Raw genomic sequence first — 15,750 nt, forward strand, 5'->3', positions numbered from 1 at the left:
ACCGTCAGCGGCGCGCCGATCGCCGACAGCGCTGTCGTGGCCGAGCTGGGGCTGTCCGCGTGGCTGACCCCGCGGCAGTCGCTGGAACTGGGCTACAGCGGCCAGTTCGGCAGCGAGAGCCGTGACCACGGCGCTACGGCTCGCTGGTCCGTGCGCTTCTGATCCACGTTCAACTTACCTGCTGAAGAGCATTGGGGCGGCCTGGGGCCGCCCCTTTTTTTCTCCGGAGAATGCAGACCGCGCGATCAGGCTGCCTTCATCGCGTGCTTCCGCGCACGCATCACGTTGTGGCACTCCTGCACTTCCGGCAGCAGCTGGGTCACTTCCTGGCGTACCGCCGGCGGCAGGCCCTCATCCTTCAGCGCGTCCTTGAAAGCTGCCAGCAGGCGGTCTTCCGATTCTTCCAGCTCGGCCACGTAGCCATAGTTGGTGTCGCCGAACGCTGCGCGCACCTTGCCGTAGAACTGCTGCATCGAGCCGACCAGGGTGCCGTGCTCTGCGGGCTTGCCACCGGTGGCCGCAACCGCGCCACTGAGTGCCGACACGATGCGGCCCTTGACGCCGGCAATGCGGGTGAACAGTGCCGCCAGCTCGGCATCCTTCACCTTCGTGGCCGCCTCTTCGTAGAACGACTTGCCGTCGCGTGCGATCTCGATCAGGTCGTTGAGACGATGTTCGATGGTGGACTGGGTGCTCATGTTCTGCTCCTGAAGTTCAGATTCGTTGGGAACCGACAACGGTGTGCGTTGCCTGCATCACTACCTTGGACAAAGGAATGTGGCCCCGGGGTGAGCGTCGTTTGATGCATGCATCACGTCGCTCAACGCGGCCTGACCGCCGTTACCAGGGCACGAAAAGGATGATCCCGGTAATCACCAGCACGGCGGCCAGCACTCCCAGCAGCACCTTCCCTTGTCGCCAGCTCGGCGTCGGTTTTCCTGGCGTATTCATCGTGTTTTCTCCTGTCGATGCGGACGCTGGCAGCCTGATGCATACGCCAGCGTCGGCACGTGCACGCCATGTGCATCGCGCGTGCACATGTGAGGGCCCTGCATGGACCATGCCGGTGAACAGCGATATCGCGCTCACCGCCTGTACGCCGGGCATCAACGCCGGGCCCGCTACGGTCATCCTTCCTTCCCGACTGGAGCCGCACATGGCCATCAAGACTGCCGAAGACCTGTTCATCCACGAACTTTCGGACATCTACAGCGCCGAGAAGCAGCTGACCAAAGCCCTGCCCCGCCTTGCCCGTGCGGCCGAGAATCCGGATCTCGCCGCCGCCTTCGAAACCCATCTGGAGGAAACCCAGGGCCAGATCGAGCGGATCGACCAGGTGGTCGAGACGCTGGGCATCCGTCTCAAGCGCATCAAGTGTGCAGCGATGGAAGGGCTGGTGGAGGAAGGCAAGGAAGTCATCGACAGCATCGACAAGGGACCGGTGCGTGATGCCGCACTGATCGGTGGCGCCCAGAAAGTCGAGCACTACGAGATTGCGTCGTACGGCACCATCGCCGCACTGGCCAAGCAGCTGGGCTACAAGGACGCGCTCCCCCTGCTGCTGGAAACACTGGCCGAAGAAAAGTCGACCGACGAGAAGTTGACCCTGCTGGCCAAGGGGGGTGGCAACGCCAAGGCAGCACAGGCCGCCTGAGTTCCACTGCCATACGCCGCCAGGAACGGCGGCGGCAACAGGAGATCCCGATGCATCCGGATATCATCGGCTGGATGGCGACCCTTGTGCTGGTCGCCACCTTGCTCAGGCAGATGGTCAAGCAGTGGCGTTCGCCACATCCCGAGACACTGTCACGATGGTTGTTCGCAGGCCAGATGGTGGCCTCGGCGCTGTTCACCCTTTACAGCCTGATGCTGGGCAGCAGCGTCTTCGTGGTGACCAATCTGCTTCTGTTGGCGACGGCTCTGCTTGGCCAGCTGTTGGCCCGCCATCGCCAGAAGCAGGCACCCCTGCCTCCGCCCTGTTGATTACCGCTGGCGGCCACCGGCCGGCCTGGCGCCGTAGAAAAGGACCTGATCGCGGGGACAGAAAAAGCTGCGTCGCCGGGTTCTGCCCAGATACTGCTTGCTGACGGGGCCGCCACATCGCGGACAGCTGCGTTTGGCATGCACCTGCCAGTGCCTCTTGAGCTCATGGCGACGCTTCCATTCCAGGAACTCGTAGCTGTAGGTCCTGGCTTCGCGGATCAGTGATCCCAGCCTGCGCGGCGGCAGGTCACCCACACGCGTGGCCGGGTGTACGCCGATCCGGAACAGCACTTCGTTCTTGATGATGTTGCCAACGCCGGCAAAAACGTTCTGGTCCAGCAGTGCGTCGCACACCAGGACGTCAGCCATCGCTTTCAGGCGGCGGCGCGCGAGCCGGGGGTCCCACGCATCGCTCATCACATCGGTGCGCCAGTCGTAAGCTTCTTCCAACGGGCCGTCGATGAGTTTGACCGAACAGGCATAGAGGTTCAGTTCGCCGGCATCGAACCTCAGCGATACGCGCGGAGGCGAAGGCTTGCGCTCATCGATGCGCCAGCTGCCGAACAGCATCAGATGGATCCGCAAGGTATGCGTGCCGAACTCCAGCAGGAAGTGCTTCCCCCAACTGCGCACGGATCGCACGCGCTGCCCTGCAAGCATGGACAGGTCAATCCGGCTGTTGCCCCCGACATGTCGCAGTATCTGGCCGGTGAACATCTCGGCGGCCTCGCGCAGCAGCACGATGGAAGGGCCTTCAGGCATGGCCGTGTTCTCCGAGCAGTGCCTGCAATCGCAGTGCATTGCTGACCGCATGGCCCTGCGCCGTGTTGTCCAGGATCATCCAGGCGCAATGGCCGGCACGCGCGCGGTCCCTGAGCAGCCCGGCCAGCCGTGCCAGTGTGGTCTCGTCATAAGCGCTGCGATAGATATCCGGCTGGCCGTGCCATCGCCAATAGCTCCAGCCGCGGGCCCCGCCCGGCTCGCCCGCCTGCGCGACCCGCGCCGGGTCCGCCGCCACGCGCGCGATGTCATGGACCGCCAGCAGCGCATCCACCTCGGCACTGAACCAGGACGGATGTCGAGGCTCGCACGCCACCGGCCTGCGCGTGCGCCGACGCAGATCGTGCAGAAACGGTTCGACGTGCTGCGGCTCGTACGCCAGGCTGGGAGGCAACTGCAACAGCAGCGCACCCAACCGGCTGCCGAGTTCTTCCACCGTAGCCAGGAACGGGTCGAGCAGCGGGCCGGCACCGCGCAGCCGCTGCTCGTGCGAGATGGAACGCGGCATCTTCACCGTGAAGCGGAAATCGTCCGGAACGGAAGCGGCCCAGCGCCGATAGGTCTGCGGCAGGTGCGGGCGATAGAACGAGGAGTTGATCTCGACCAGGGAAAGGCGCGTGGCGTAGCGCTGCAGCAGATTGTCACCTCCACCGAAGCTGGAGCGATCCGCCGCCGACAGGGACCATCCTGCGCAACCGATGCGTATCCGCGTTCCGGCAGCGTGCTGCCCCACCCCAACGCTCATGACCCGTCCCCGCCAGAAGGCGCGGCCTGCATCATCGGTCCGCCCTGACCGGTTCGCAGCAGAGGCGCCGTCAACAGCTGCAGCCTGTCCAGCGCGCTGGTCGGGATTCCGCTGATGGCCGTGCTGCGCACGAACCCGGTCCAGTCGGACAGCGCCACCCTCCCGAGTTCCGTGTGCTCCACCTGCAGCCAGCCCATCCGCCAGTGCGAGAACTGGCGGCGACCGATGCGACCGCGGTTGAGCTCGACCACACTGTGATGGCTGCCGCTGTCGAGGATGCGCCGCCACGCGGCGTCCACGCCCTGCTGTGGCCCCTCCAGATACTGCAGGAAGCGATGGCCATCGAACAGAAGCACGCCGGTGATGTCCGCTGCTTCATTGAATGCCACCGCGTCGTTGACGAGACCGCGCAGGCGCTCCGCGCTCAATGAGGCAACGGCTTCGCTCGCATAGGCAATCGCACGCAGAGGCATGGGGGCACCGACGGTTGCAATAGGCTCTACCTTAGTCTTCGCCGCCGAAGGTCCAGTGACTTCGGCGTGGAGGCTGCGTTCAAGTGTAGGGTCGACTCTGCACTCGAGGAGATGGCACGAGGTATACGGCAGCCCAACACGGGAGACATTCCAGGGCCGACCAGAACCGGAACCCGGGCAACAGCAATCGCGGTTTCGCTTCGTTGCAGTGGTGCTCCAGCCCCTCGCCCTGCCTGTTGCCGCCGATGCGCGCTCAGGCCTGCAGCACGGATGAGGGAGCCGCAGGCGGCATCGTGTACGTGTGCGCGGCAGCGGCCGGCCGACCCTCCGCAGCGGACAGCACCTGCATGACCCGATGCTCGGCTCGACGCTGCGTGACCTCCACGCCCACCACGTAGACGAAGCGGCCATCGAACTTGGCCTGTGCGCCGTCGAGGCCGTCTGCCAACAGCAGTGCCCGCTTCAGCGACTTCATCCAGGCGCGGGAGGGCACCCTGTCAAGTTCGACGACGACTGCCATGCCACCGCAGGCGAGCGGCATGCTTTCCACGCGCAGCACCTGGGGCGCAGACAGGGATCCGGAAGCGTTCATTGGGCGACTCCTCGTGCGGGGACGGCGGCAGTATCCACAGTGATCGCCAAGGCATCGTCAACGTTGCCGGCCCATCCGTGCACGCTGCCTGCACAGCACGCGCGGCTTCGCGTCGACACCACATCATCTCCGCATCGCCTTGATGGCCTGCGGCGGACACTGTCGTTCCCACGGCTCTATAGACCTACCTCATGCCTCGCACGACCGGCCAGCCTCCCTGCAATCTGCTTCTGGTGGAGGACCAGTTCGATCTGGCGGCACTCATGGAACAGGCACTTGAGGACAGTGGCGACCACGTCACCCATGCCTACAGCGTGTTTGATGCCCTCGGCCTGCTGGACCGTCAACGGTTCGATGGCGCGGTGCTGGATGTGGAACTGCGCGATGGCGTGGTGTTTCCGGTAGCCGACCGCCTGGCCGAACTGAAGATTCCCTACCTCTTCGTCTCTGCGGTGTACGACCAGCTGGTACCTGCGCGCCACCGGCGTGCCCCCTTCGTCGCCAAGCCGTTCCACATCGAGGGCCTGCAACGCGCTGTCCGTCAGACGCTCTGCAGCGATACGGCGGCGGGAGGCCAGCGCTGAACCAGATCGTGCAGCAGCGAAACACGCGCCGCCGACGACGGCTCAGGCCGCGCGGGCGTAGGGCTCGACCACGGCAAGCAGCCGCTCCATCGCCGTTGCATCCTCGTGACCGTCGGCAGCGCGCAGGATGAAGCTGGTCCAGTCCGCCCGGGCGATGTCCCGCAGGATGTCAGACTCTGTATGCAGGCATCGCATTGGCCAGAACGGCAACCGGCGCTGACCGACTCGACCGTGGGCCAACTCGATGATGCCACCATGGCTGCTGGCACCCGTCACCCGTGAGTAGGCCACCTCCAGTCCATCCGGTGGGCCTTCCATGTACTGCAGGAACCGCTGCCCATCAAACAGCAGCACACCGGTTACACCCGCGCCTCGATTGAAACGCGCGGCGTCGGCCATCAGGGATTCCAGCTTCCCGGCCGTGAAACCCTCGCTGGCCTCACTGATGTAGACGATGGCTCTGTTCGGCACAATCCGGCTCCTGCTCCCACAAACATCGAGCCTATCGTGCTTCCCGTTCAGCGCCTGTATACACGTACCGTGACCCGGTCACACTCCGCTGCATTCATACTCGTGTCGGCGGCCGCAACGCGGTCATCGCGAAAGAGACCGGTCTGCGCGCAGGCAGTGCCGCAGTTCCCACAGCCATGACAACGCAACCACCATCGCCGGCAGCAGCGTGAGCACCCAGTCCTGCGCCGGCGCCGGGCGCCATTGCAGTGCCCACGCCGGTTCAGCGTGATGGGCTACCCAAAGCACGAACAGCCACGGTGCCACATCCAGCACGCTGTGCACATGCTGCTCGGCCGGACTAATGCGTCGCCGGCCATCCGCGCTGGCGGTATCGAGATACCCCGCGATCGCATGGGCGGCCGCCAGCACGGCAAGCAACACCGCCAGCGCCCGCGTATCGGCCAGCAGCAACCAGGCCAGCACACCAGTCCCCACAAGCCCCAGCTGCACCCCATGCAGCGTGCTCTCGCGCAGGCCCGAGGTGTGGGGCAGATCGGTGCGGCGATGAAAATGGAAGTCCAGCGTGCCTGCGGCAAGCCACAGCACGTACAGGACCATCATGGCCGAGGCGCTCATGCTGCCCTCACGGCGTAAGCACGATTTTGCGGCAGTCATCGTCCTTGGCATCGAACATCGCGTAGCCCTGTGCGGCGTCGGCCAGCCGCATGCGGTGGGAGATGATGTCGCCCGGGTCGAGGCGGCCCTCCATGATGGCATCCAGCAGTTCCGGCATCAGGCCCTGCACATGCGTCTGTCCCATCTTGAAGGTCAGGCCCTTGTCAAAAGCATCGCCGAGCAGGAAGCCGTGGATGAAACCGGCATAGACGCCGGGAATGCTGATCACGCCGCCCCGTCGCGCGGCCGCGATGCACTGCCGGATCGCCACGCCACTGCTGCCTTCCAGCTTGACGGTCGTCAGCGCTGTTTCCAGTGCACTGCCTTCGGCCTCGAATCCGACGGCCTCGATGCAGGCATCCACGCCCCGGCCACTGGTCTGGCTGAGGATGTAATCGGCAGGATCCGGAATATCCCTGAAATCGATCGGAATGACGCCGTAGGCATCCCGTGCATAGTCCAGCCGGTAGGACAGATGGTCGACCATGAAGATGGTTTCCGCACCCAGCAGGCGGCAGCATGCTGCGCTCATCAGGCCGACTGGACCCGCCCCGAAGATGGCCACGGTCGAGCCCGGCCTGATGCCCGCGTTGAGTGCAGCCTGGTAGCCGGTGGGCAGGATGTCGGACAGGAACAGGACCTGCTCGTCCGCCACACCGTCCGGAATCCGCAGCGGGCCGATGTTGGCCTTGGGCACGCGGACAAATTCAGCCTGCCCCCCGGCCACGCCCCCGTACAGGTGGCTGTAGCCGAACAGCGCTGCAGGAGGCAGCAGGCCTTTCTGGTTGAGCGCCGCCCCCTTGCCGGGATTGGTGGTCTCGCAGGCGGCATACTCGGCCAGGCGGCAATGGAAGCACTCACCGCAGGCGATCACGAACGGGATCACCACGCGGTCACCGGCGCGCACCTGGGTAACGGCGCTGCCGACCTCTTCCACGATGCCCATGAATTCATGGCCGAGCACATCGCCATCATGCAGGTCCGGGATCTTTCCGCGATACAGGTGCAGGTCCGAGCCACAGATGGCCGTCGCGGTCACGCGCAGGATGAGATCGTCATCCTGCGCCAGCACCGGATCGGGAACTGTCTCGACACGCACATCCCTGCGGCCGTGATAGGTCAGTGCCTGCATCGTGCTTCTCCAAGGGAACGGACCTGCAGGATCGCAGCCCGCCCCCTGCGGGCAGAGTGACCGCACGGTGTGCGGGATGTTCATTCGACTGCGCCATTGCGTTAACCCTCACGCGTGCACGCTGAAGCCTCCATCCACCGTCCACGGGAAGACTGCCATGAGCAACAAGCTGCCGTTCAACCCCACCGTCGATGTCGATGACCAGGCCAAGGCACATACACCCGACAAGCGCCGCAACGACAACGCCAGATGGAAGGAGCACGACATGCCCGACGATGGCGATGGCCCCAAGGCGCGCCCGGATGACTATGAACGGCTCGATCCGGACCCCACCGGAAAGCGCCATCGCTGAGTCCGCCTCACGGACCGCATGCGCGGGATTCACGGATGTTTCTTGACCGGCCACGCAAGCTCACCGCATCCCCATAGGATCTGCATGGCGAGGTGCTGCATGTGGAAGCGGAACGGTCTGTCACTGGTTCTGCTGGCTCTGACCCTGCTGTTCATTGCCGGCCAGGCACTGTCAGGACTGCAGGTGCACAACGAGGAGCTGGTCCATCACGGCCGCGCGCCGCTGGATCTGTGGCATTACCTGGCCAGCGGCCACTTCATCAGTGCCACCTTCGAGAACTGGGAAAGCGAGTTCCTGCAGATGGGCATGTACGTGCTGCTCACCGTCAGCCTGCGCCAGCGCGGCTCTGCGGAATCGCGCCCACTTGACCCTGCACAGGAACACGCACGGATCGAGCCCGGCCCGACACCCTGGCCGGTGCTGCGTGGCGGTATATGGAAGACGCTCTATGGACATTCACTGGCGATCGCTTTCGGACTGCTCTTCCTGGTCAGCTTCAGTCTGCATGCCGTCGGCAGCTGGAAGGCGGAACAGGTTGAACAGCAGTTGCAGGGGCTTCCCCCACCGTCCTTCCTGCAGCATCTGACCAGCAGCACGTTCTGGTTCGAGTCCATGCAGAACTGGCAGAGCGAATTCCTGGCGGTACTGGCGCTGGTCGTGCTGACCATCTTCCTGCGGCAGAAGGATTCCCCGCAGTCCAAGCCCGTGCAGGCGCCGCATGCGCAGACCGGAGACTGAGCCATGCCACGCCGGAATGCCACGACCGCACTGCTGGTCATCGACATGTTCAGCCGCTTCGATTTTCCCGACGCTGGCGCGCTGGCGCCCCTGGCGGAGCGGGCCGCGACCCGCATCCGCAGGGTGCGTGACCATTGCGATGCCCGCCGCTGGCCGGTGATCCATGCCAACGACAACTTCTCCGACTGGCAACGGGATTTCCGTCAGCAGGTGGAGCAGTGCAGACGGGACGGTGGCAGTGCCGCGCGCATCGCGGATATGTTGGCGCCGGCCCCTCACCACTATTTCGTGCTCAAACCGAAGCACTCGGCGTTCCTCGCCACGCCCCTGCCGATCCTGCTGGCCAAACTGGGGGTCCGCCACCTGTGGCTCACCGGCATGGCGACCGATTCCTGCGTGCTGGCGACCGCGCTGGATGCCAACGCGCGGGAGTTCGAAGTAACCGTGGTGGCTGATGCCACCGCGGCGCTGCCAGCACGCAGGAGAGTGGCACTGCAGACGCTGGAGCGTTCAGGCGCCGCACGGATCGAGACGGTTGCCGGGCTGCTGTCCTCGCCGCGGCGAGCGCAGCGCTGAGCAACCGTCGATTTCCGGTCCTGCCGCTCGTCGAAACAGGGAAGGCAGGCCTCCCGCCGGCCGGAGCACCTCCGATGACCCCGATCCTCACTGCCTTCGCCACCTCGCCCGATCGCGGCCAGGGCCTGGCCCGCGACATGCGCGTGCGCTGGGCACTGGAAGAACTGGGCGTGGCCTATGACGTCCAGCTGCTGTCCTTTGCCGAGATGAAGCAGCCGGCCCATCTGGCGCGCCACCCCTTCGGGCAGATCCCCACCTACCAGGAAGGCGAGCGGGTGCTGTTCGAATCCGGCGCGATCCTGCTGCACCTGGCCGAGCGCCATCGCGGCCTGCTGCCGGCCGGGGACAGCGCCCGCATGCGCGCGATCATGTGGATGTTCGCTGCGCTGAACACCGTCGAGCCGCCCATCGTCGAGCGATCCATGGCATGGCTGCTGGAACGCGAGCAGCCCTGGTATGCGCAGCGGCAGGTGATGCTGGACGAGCGCGTGCACGCACGGCTGTCCCAGCTGTCGGCATGGTTGGGCGACAGGACCTGGCTGGAGGACGAATTCAGCGTTGGCGACCTGATGATGGTGGCGGTGCTGCTGCGTCTTCAAAGCAGCGGCATGATCGGCGGGTATCCGACGCTGGCCGCCTACCTGGCGCGGGCCACGGAACGCCCTGCCTACCAGCGCGCATTCGCCGCCCAGCGGGCGGTCTTCCAGAGCCGGTAGCCCTGCATCGGGCGGGACCCCGATGCGCCGACACGGTTGACGCCTCACCAGGCTGCGCCTACAGTCTGCGCCGCAGCCCCGCAACGGCGCTGCCGCAGGCGTTATCGTCATCCAACGCGCCCACAGCCGGGAGGGCCTCAGCAGAGGAAACCCGGGCGACAGGCGCCACGGTACTGCCCTGCCCTTCGCTCCTACGGGAGTGGATGCATCACGCCGTGGCCTTTCCCAAGACCCTCTGGAAAGGCACTCCCATGAACCTCACCGGCAACACCATCCTCATCACCGGCGGCAGCCGCGGCATCGGCCGTGCATTGGCCGAGGCGCTGCACGACCGCGGCAACCAGGTCATCATCACCGGCCGCGACCGGGCACTGCTGCAGGCGGTCAGCGAGCAGCGCCCGGGCCTCGTCGCCCTGCCGCTGGAGCTGGGCGATCCTGCATCACTGGCGGACCTGGCCGAGATCGTCCATGCCCGCTTCCCCGACCTCAACGTGCTCATCGCCAACGCGGGCATCTCCCGCCCGGAAAACCTGGCCAGCGGCCACTGGGACGACTTCGATGCCGAAGCCATCATCGACACCAACATCCTGGGGGTGCTCCGCACCGTGGCCACGTTCCTGCCGTTGCTGACACAACAACGCAGCGCCACCTTGATGGCCACCGGTTCTGCGCTCGCCTTCCTGCCACTGGCCAGCTTCCCGACCTACTGCGCCAGCAAGGCGTTCCTGCATTCGTGGCTGGTATCGCTGCGTCATCAGCTTCGCCATCTGCCGGTGGAGGTGCTGGAACTGTCGCCCCCGTACGTGCAGACCGGACTGACGGGTGAGGCGCAGGCGGGTGAGGCGCAGGCGACCGACCCGCGCGCGATGCCCGTGCAGGAGTACGTGCAGCAGGTTCTGCTAAAGCTCGAGCGCGGGGACCACCCGCGGGGTGAGCTGCTGCTGGAGCCGGACCAGGCGCGACGCTGGGCCGAACGCGATGGCACCTACGACACGCTCTTCGCACTGATGAATCCAGCCTAGCGCAGGCACGGAATGCAATGGAGGCCGCCGCCGGCAGACGCCGGCGGTGGCTTCAGCGCGCGCTGCGCCGGCAGGCCGCCTGCACCAGCATCAACTGCGCGACCAGGATCAGCATCGCGCATCCCGACAGCAACCACGGGTCGATGTACCACTGCGCGTTGAAGCTGAAGCTGCCTGAGGAAATGCGCTTCCAGCCGTTGAAGTGCTGCATCGCCGCCACCACGAACGCGAAGCCTCCCGCGGAGAAGGAGAGCCAGGGCACGACGATGCCGCCGGGCCGCGCGAACAGGGTCAGCACCCCCAGCACGCCGATGACCGTGCGCTGCACACGGCAATAGGGACAGACGTAGGCCAGCCCGCTCCACTCCACCGACCACGCCAGCAGGCTCACCAGCACAGCCACGGCGCCTGCGATGTACAGGATCTTCGCTGGAATCGTCATGCCGCCATCGTCTGCCATCCTGTGCCTCCTTCGTCTCCGGACCCGCGCAGGGTAGCGTGAAACGCGCCGTATGACCCCACCCCGCATCCCTGTGCGCGGAATGCTCTCAACGCGGGCTTCACCGGCTCTGGAGTCCGATCGGCCCATCTCCTGTGCCCTCGCGCACGGCCACCCTGCCTGTCTCCGCCTGAGGATATCGACGTGAACCACTCATCGCCTCCCCTTGCCATACTCGTTGCACGCGTACTGCTGATGCTGCTGTTCCTGGTCTCCGGCCTTGGCAAACTCGGCAACCTGGCCGGCACACAGAGCTACATGGAGACGATGGGCGTGCCCGGCATCCTGCTGTGGCCAACCATCGCGTTCGAGATCATTACCGGCCTGTGCATCCTGCTGGGCTTCCAGACCCGTCTGGTCGCCGCGGTCCTGGCCGCCTTCAGCCTGGTGACCGCCTTCATCTTCCATCACCAGTTCAACGATCCCACCCAGCAGATCATGTTCCTGAAGAACATGGGCATCGCCGGTGGCTTCATTCTGCTGGCCTGCACCGGCGCCGGCCGCTACAGCATCGATGGTCGCCGGCGTCGCGGATGAGGGCACGCTCGTCCATCTGAGGCTGACGGGGGTGGCAGCGTGTCGTTTTTCACCGCCCCCCCCCGCCTTCGCGATCTGCGCCGGCGCCCGACACCGCGCCGGTTGCGGCCCCCTGCCTTGCCTGCATCGGCGAGCCTGTGATTACGTGGTGCTCCAGATCGGCAACGCGCAAGGTCCTGCATGAGCGACACGGTGGATACCTTCTGCCCCTGGATCATCGGCCGTCCCTGCCTGCCGGTCGGCGAATGGGCGGACTGGTCACAGGTGCTGGTGGCAGTGGTGATCGGCTTCGCTGCCATCTATGTGCCCTGGCAGATGTCCCGCGCGCAGACCCAGCGCCGCATCACCACCTCGCTGACACTGTGCGGCATCACCCTCTTCCAGTTCCTGCAGGCGGCGAAGCTGGCCACGGATCGATCCGGCGACACACAGCTGTATCGCTACCACCGCACCTGCGGCATGGACATGCTCAACTCGCTGCGTCAGATTCCAACGCACGAGCTGATCGACTGGGATGTGATCCACGCACGTATCCATCTGGAGATGCGCTGCGTGCAGCTGATCGAGTACGCCGACAACTGGCATATCGAGCAGGAGGGCTTCGCGCGCCTGCCCGACAGTACGCTGGAGGAGCTGGCGCACCGCATCGGCCTGCTCCATGCAAGCCTGGATGAGGTGCGCGGCCTGCTGTTGCGCAGGCGGATGTTCTGGCCATGGCTCTCGCGCCGGATCGTTGCCTTCGAGCGGCTGCCGACAGCACCCGGGCCGGTCAGCCGGAGCGCATCAGCGATCCAATAAGGGTGGCCGACGCCAAGCCCGTTCATCACACGGTGGGGACCGTACCCCCATCGATCCGATACTCCGTCCCTGCGATCGACGCAGAGCGCGGGGAGGCCAGGAAAGCGATCAGGTCGGCCACCTCCTGTGGCTTGGCAGGTCGACCCACCGGAATCCCGCCCAGCCAATCCATCACGATCTTCCTGCCACCTTCGTAATCCGTTCCGGCCTCTGCGGCCATCCTCGCCGCGAACGCCACGGACGCCTCGGTCTCGATCCAGCCCGGCGCAACGCTCAGTACGCGCACGCCCTTGGGTGTCACCTCTCTGGCAAGCGACTTGCTGTACGTGGTGAGAGCGCCCTTTGCCGCAGCGTACGCAGTGGTGGACTCCGGCAGCGGCAGCACGCGCTGGATCGAGCTGACATGGATCACCACGCCCGACCCCTGGTGCAGCATCGCAGGCAGCAGTGCACGGTCCAGGCGCACCGCGGACATGAGATTCAGGTTCAGCTCGGCGAACCAGTGCGCATCGCTAATGGCAGCGAAGCCACCACCGGGCGTGTTCGAGCCTCCGAGCACATTGATCACGATGTCCACACCTCCCCACTGCCGGAGGACGGCCTGCGCAAGGTGATCCGTGCCTTCCGCGGTCGACAGGTCGGCAGCGACGTAGGTGACGCCCTCGCGCGTCTGGGTGGGAACGGTACGCGCGGACGTCGTCACGCGCGCTCCGGCCTCCGCCAGGGTTTTCACAACGGCAGCCCCCAGTCCCAGCGTTCCTCCTGTGACCACTGCCCTCAGGTCCTTCAGTTGAAGGTCGAAGTTCATGCCGTGATCTCCAGCGATGCGATCCGGCCACGCTCCAGTCGAAAGCGGTACGTCAGAACCGTCGGGCTGCCGGGAAAGTCACCAGTGACGTCGGCCTGCACCCTGTGGATGTCGTCCTGCCGCTCGATGGCAAACGGCACACTCGTCGCGTGGTACCGGGCCGTTGCCTCGGCCATGAACGCCTTGATGGCATCGATGCCCACGTAGGTATGTCCGTCGTCCTTCATCACCGCGTGTGCCGTGAAGCACTGCGTCAAGGCGTCCGGGTTCTGCTCTGCCGCGAAGTACGCCGCAATGGGCTCGGGAAGGGTCAAGGCGCTCACGTTTCTGTCTCCTCGGGTGGATGGCCCGTAGGATGCTCACCCAGGCTAATTTATTGAATATTCTAGAATCCGGATGGGCTCTTTAGAAACGAGTACATAATGCGCGGATCCGACTTTGCTGAACTCAGGGCCTTTGTTGCCGTCGTGGAGCGTCAGAGTTTTGCGCGAGCCGCAGAGCATCTTGGCCTGTCGCCTTCGGCGCTGAGCCAGACGATCCGCCAGCTCGAAGGTCGCATCGGCGCCCGCCTTCTGAATCGCACCACGCGCAGCGTCGCACCCTCGGCAACGGGCGAACTGCTCTACAGGCGCATCGCCCCGCTGTTCCGGGAGATGGCTGCTGCAGTGGCGGATGCCGGTGAGGCGACGGGGCGGATGAGCGGCACGCTGCGCATCAACACGCTGGGCATCGCGGCAAGGACGGTCATCGCCCCACGGCTTGCGCGCTTCCATCGCGCGCATCCTGATGTCGTGCTCGACATCGTGGTCGACGATGCGCTGGCCGATATCGTCCGGGGCCGCTTTGATGCAGGCATCCGCGTCGGCGGCCAGCTGGAAAAGGACATGGTGGCCGTCCGCCTCACTCCCGACATGAAGATGATGGCGGTGGCATCGCCCGACTACCTCTCACGTCGAGGCACCCCCACCTCGCCGGCCGAGCTGCACGAGCACGCGTGCATCAACTGGCGACTCGAGATGGATGGCAGGCACTATCGCTGGGAGTTCGAGAAGCAGGGGCATCGGCTCGATGTAGCCGTCGATGGCCCTGTCATCACCAATCACGCTGACGTCGGCATTGCTGCTGCGCTGGGTGGGCTCGGCATTGCCTATCACTTCGAGCAGGACGGCGTAGGCGAACTGCTGGCCCAGGGGCGGCTGGTCAGGGTCCTGTCGGACTGGTCGATCTCACGCCCCGGGCTGTTCCTCTACTACCCGAGCCGGCAGCATCGACCCGCCCTGCTGGGCGCCTTCATCGACTGTCTTCTGGATCAAGGGCCATTCGATGAAGGGAAGCAGACAGAGGTGCGGTTGCGCTGAGGATGGGGTGGGCCCACCCGCAAACGAACTGAAACGGTTCTGGATATCCGATCCACGTCGAGGCGACGGTCCGCTTCGCGCTGCAGGATCGGCCATGACGGGATCCGCCGCCGCGCACGATGACGCACGCCCGGCGGCCTTCGCTTCAGGCCTTCGATGACGCCGGGGATTTCCGGCGACGCGCCTTGGGCACCATCTTCGTCGGTGGCGGGAGGCGTTCCACCTTGCCGGGGCGCACCGCATTTTCGTCGCCATGCAGCGTCAGCAGCGACTCCATGAGATGCTCATCGCTGCTGGAGCAGACCCCAAGCAGCACCACCTCGTCACAGCCCTCGGCCGCGATGTAGGCGTGGCCCATGTTGGAATCGATGTAGACCGACTGCCCGGCCTCGAGCACGACCGGATCGTAGAATTCGGTATGCACTTCCATGCGGCCTTCGAGTACGTGGATGTACTCCTCGCCGGAGTGGTGTACCAGGGCACCGAATTCCTCGATGGTTTTCGCCCGCACACGGGTCAGTACCGGGATCATGCGCTTGCGGCGCAGCTCCGGGCAGAGATAGAAATAGTCATAGTTTGGCGTGGTGACCCGGATCGCGTCCTCAATGCGGCCGATGCTGCGGCGCGCGGTCACCGACGGCTCTACGGCATCGGCATCCTCGGCGAACAGCTCGGACATCCGCAACTGCAGCCGCTGCGCGAGCTGCAGGAGCTTGTCATAGCTGAGGGTCAGGCGATCGTGCTCGACCTTGGACAAGGTGGACAGCGGAATGCCGGAGTGTTCGCTCATCTGCTTGAGCGTCCAACCCTTGCGAGCGCGCAGCGACCGCAGCAGTCCGCCAATGGTGGGGTGTTGTGACGTCATTCTTGCGGTATCTCCTGGAACACCAGTACTTCTGCTGGAACCTCCCAGCCCGGGCCATGATCAC

The 15,750-nt window shown here is 65.3% G+C and carries 23 protein-coding genes; 11 read left to right on the plus strand and 12 right to left on the minus strand.

The window, feature by feature from the left end; all coding sequences use genetic code 11:
• Positions 1-245: 245 nt before the first annotated feature.
• Entirely contained in the window at positions 246-698 is a 453-nt protein-coding gene (locus AC06FB_RS08330; protein WP_053517176.1) for a PA2169 family four-helix-bundle protein, read from the minus strand.
• A gap of 458 nt (positions 699-1,156) precedes the next feature.
• On the opposite strand from AC06FB_RS08330, the gene AC06FB_RS08335 reads away from it, so the two are divergent.
• Positions 1,157-1,654 (plus strand): YciE/YciF ferroxidase family protein, encoded by a 498-nt coding sequence (locus AC06FB_RS08335; RefSeq protein WP_065181611.1) that lies wholly within the window; start codon positions 1,157-1,159, stop codon positions 1,652-1,654.
• Between the two features lie 50 nt (positions 1,655-1,704).
• On the plus strand, positions 1,705-1,983 hold the full coding sequence (locus AC06FB_RS08340; RefSeq protein WP_346480483.1) for a hypothetical protein: 279 nt from the start codon (positions 1,705-1,707) through the stop codon (positions 1,981-1,983).
• Here AC06FB_RS08340 and AC06FB_RS08345 read toward each other — a convergent pair whose 3' ends face one another.
• From AC06FB_RS08345 to AC06FB_RS08360, 4 genes are all read right to left on the minus strand, one after another.
• Positions 1,984-2,745, minus strand: a complete 762-nt coding sequence (locus AC06FB_RS08345) for a DNA-formamidopyrimidine glycosylase family protein (RefSeq protein WP_478053601.1) — start codon at positions 2,743-2,745, stop codon at positions 1,984-1,986.
• Entirely contained in the window at positions 2,738-3,508 is a 771-nt protein-coding gene (locus AC06FB_RS08350; RefSeq protein WP_461289573.1) for a DUF72 domain-containing protein, read from the minus strand. Before AC06FB_RS08350 ends, AC06FB_RS08345 begins: the two co-directional genes overlap by 8 nt.
• Positions 3,505-3,981: a BLUF domain-containing protein gene (locus AC06FB_RS08355; RefSeq protein ID WP_111186232.1), complete on the minus strand. Its 477-nt coding sequence runs from the start codon at positions 3,979-3,981 to the stop codon at positions 3,505-3,507. The genes AC06FB_RS08350 and AC06FB_RS08355 overlap by 4 nt, the downstream gene beginning before the upstream one ends.
• A 253-nt stretch (positions 3,982-4,234) precedes the next feature.
• Positions 4,235-4,573, minus strand: coding sequence for a hypothetical protein (locus AC06FB_RS08360; RefSeq protein ID WP_478053572.1), 339 nt, complete (start codon positions 4,571-4,573; stop codon positions 4,235-4,237).
• A 191-nt stretch (positions 4,574-4,764) separates the two neighbouring features.
• Between AC06FB_RS08360 and AC06FB_RS08365 the strand changes: the two genes are divergently transcribed.
• A complete protein-coding gene (locus tag AC06FB_RS08365; RefSeq protein WP_053517160.1) occupies positions 4,765-5,157 on the plus strand; it encodes a response regulator in 393 nt (130 codons plus the stop codon).
• 42 nt (positions 5,158-5,199) lie between these two features.
• Here AC06FB_RS08365 and AC06FB_RS08370 read toward each other — a convergent pair whose 3' ends face one another.
• The 3 genes from AC06FB_RS08370 to AC06FB_RS08380 all read right to left on the minus strand — a co-directional run bounded on the left by AC06FB_RS08370 (position 5,200) and on the right by AC06FB_RS08380 (position 7,417).
• Positions 5,200-5,628: a BLUF domain-containing protein gene (locus AC06FB_RS08370; RefSeq protein ID WP_053517158.1), complete on the minus strand. Its 429-nt coding sequence runs from the start codon at positions 5,626-5,628 to the stop codon at positions 5,200-5,202.
• Positions 5,629-5,751: 123 nt separating this feature from the next.
• Positions 5,752-6,246, minus strand: coding sequence for a hypothetical protein (locus AC06FB_RS08375; RefSeq protein WP_065181605.1), 495 nt, complete (start codon positions 6,244-6,246; stop codon positions 5,752-5,754).
• A gap of 7 nt (positions 6,247-6,253) precedes the next feature.
• Complete coding sequence (locus AC06FB_RS08380) at positions 6,254-7,417, minus strand: zinc-dependent alcohol dehydrogenase (RefSeq protein WP_065174470.1); 1,164 nt, start codon at positions 7,415-7,417, stop codon at positions 6,254-6,256.
• A gap of 157 nt (positions 7,418-7,574) precedes the next feature.
• On the opposite strand from AC06FB_RS08380, the gene AC06FB_RS08385 reads away from it, so the two are divergent.
• From AC06FB_RS08385 to AC06FB_RS08405, 5 genes are all read left to right on the plus strand, one after another.
• On the plus strand, positions 7,575-7,769 hold the full coding sequence (locus AC06FB_RS08385; RefSeq protein ID WP_053517152.1) for a hypothetical protein: 195 nt from the start codon (positions 7,575-7,577) through the stop codon (positions 7,767-7,769).
• Positions 7,770-7,868: 99 nt separating this feature from the next.
• Complete coding sequence (locus tag AC06FB_RS08390; RefSeq protein ID WP_164151277.1) at positions 7,869-8,507, plus strand: DUF6766 family protein; 639 nt, start codon at positions 7,869-7,871, stop codon at positions 8,505-8,507.
• Positions 8,508-8,510: 3 nt separating this feature from the next.
• Entirely contained in the window at positions 8,511-9,083 is a 573-nt protein-coding gene (locus tag AC06FB_RS08395; protein WP_065174468.1) for a cysteine hydrolase family protein, read from the plus strand.
• A 74-nt stretch (positions 9,084-9,157) separates the two neighbouring features.
• The gene (locus AC06FB_RS08400) at positions 9,158-9,799 is read left to right on the plus strand and encodes a glutathione S-transferase family protein (RefSeq protein WP_065181604.1); all 642 of its coding nucleotides are present in this window, start codon (positions 9,158-9,160) and stop codon (positions 9,797-9,799) included.
• Between the two features lie 251 nt (positions 9,800-10,050).
• Positions 10,051-10,821 carry an SDR family oxidoreductase gene (locus AC06FB_RS08405; protein ID WP_478053573.1) on the plus strand — a complete coding sequence of 257 codons (771 nt, stop codon included), beginning with the start codon at positions 10,051-10,053 and terminating at the stop codon, positions 10,819-10,821.
• A gap of 52 nt (positions 10,822-10,873) precedes the next feature.
• On the opposite strand, the gene AC06FB_RS08410 is transcribed toward AC06FB_RS08405, so the two are convergent.
• Positions 10,874-11,281: a hypothetical protein gene (locus AC06FB_RS08410; protein ID WP_065181602.1), complete on the minus strand. Its 408-nt coding sequence runs from the start codon at positions 11,279-11,281 to the stop codon at positions 10,874-10,876.
• 183 nt (positions 11,282-11,464) lie between these two features.
• Here AC06FB_RS08410 and AC06FB_RS08415 point away from each other — a divergent pair, with 183 nt between their 5' ends.
• Together AC06FB_RS08415 and AC06FB_RS08420 are read left to right on the plus strand one after the other, a co-directional pair.
• Complete coding sequence (locus AC06FB_RS08415) at positions 11,465-11,857, plus strand: DoxX family protein (RefSeq protein ID WP_065174465.1); 393 nt, start codon at positions 11,465-11,467, stop codon at positions 11,855-11,857.
• 180 nt (positions 11,858-12,037) lie between these two features.
• Positions 12,038-12,655 (plus strand): hypothetical protein, encoded by a 618-nt coding sequence (locus AC06FB_RS08420; protein ID WP_197600686.1) that lies wholly within the window; start codon positions 12,038-12,040, stop codon positions 12,653-12,655.
• Between the two features lie 25 nt (positions 12,656-12,680).
• On the opposite strand, the gene AC06FB_RS08425 is transcribed toward AC06FB_RS08420, so the two are convergent.
• On the minus strand, positions 12,681-13,463 hold the full coding sequence (locus AC06FB_RS08425) for an SDR family oxidoreductase (protein WP_263175937.1): 783 nt from the start codon (positions 13,461-13,463) through the stop codon (positions 12,681-12,683).
• Positions 13,460-13,786 carry a nuclear transport factor 2 family protein gene (locus tag AC06FB_RS08430; protein ID WP_065174462.1) on the minus strand — a complete coding sequence of 109 codons (327 nt, stop codon included), beginning with the start codon at positions 13,784-13,786 and terminating at the stop codon, positions 13,460-13,462. Before AC06FB_RS08430 ends, AC06FB_RS08425 begins: the two co-directional genes overlap by 4 nt.
• 99 nt (positions 13,787-13,885) lie before the next feature.
• Here AC06FB_RS08430 and AC06FB_RS08435 point away from each other — a divergent pair, with 99 nt between their 5' ends.
• Positions 13,886-14,821, plus strand: coding sequence for a LysR family transcriptional regulator (locus AC06FB_RS08435; protein ID WP_065181598.1), 936 nt, complete (start codon positions 13,886-13,888; stop codon positions 14,819-14,821).
• A gap of 145 nt (positions 14,822-14,966) precedes the next feature.
• On the opposite strand, the gene AC06FB_RS08440 is transcribed toward AC06FB_RS08435, so the two are convergent.
• On the minus strand, positions 14,967-15,686 hold the full coding sequence (locus tag AC06FB_RS08440; protein WP_164151289.1) for a helix-turn-helix domain-containing protein: 720 nt from the start codon (positions 15,684-15,686) through the stop codon (positions 14,967-14,969).
• Positions 15,687-15,750: the final 64 nt, after the last annotated feature.

It is taken from the genome of Stenotrophomonas sp. Steno-C15 (assembly GCF_056393265.1).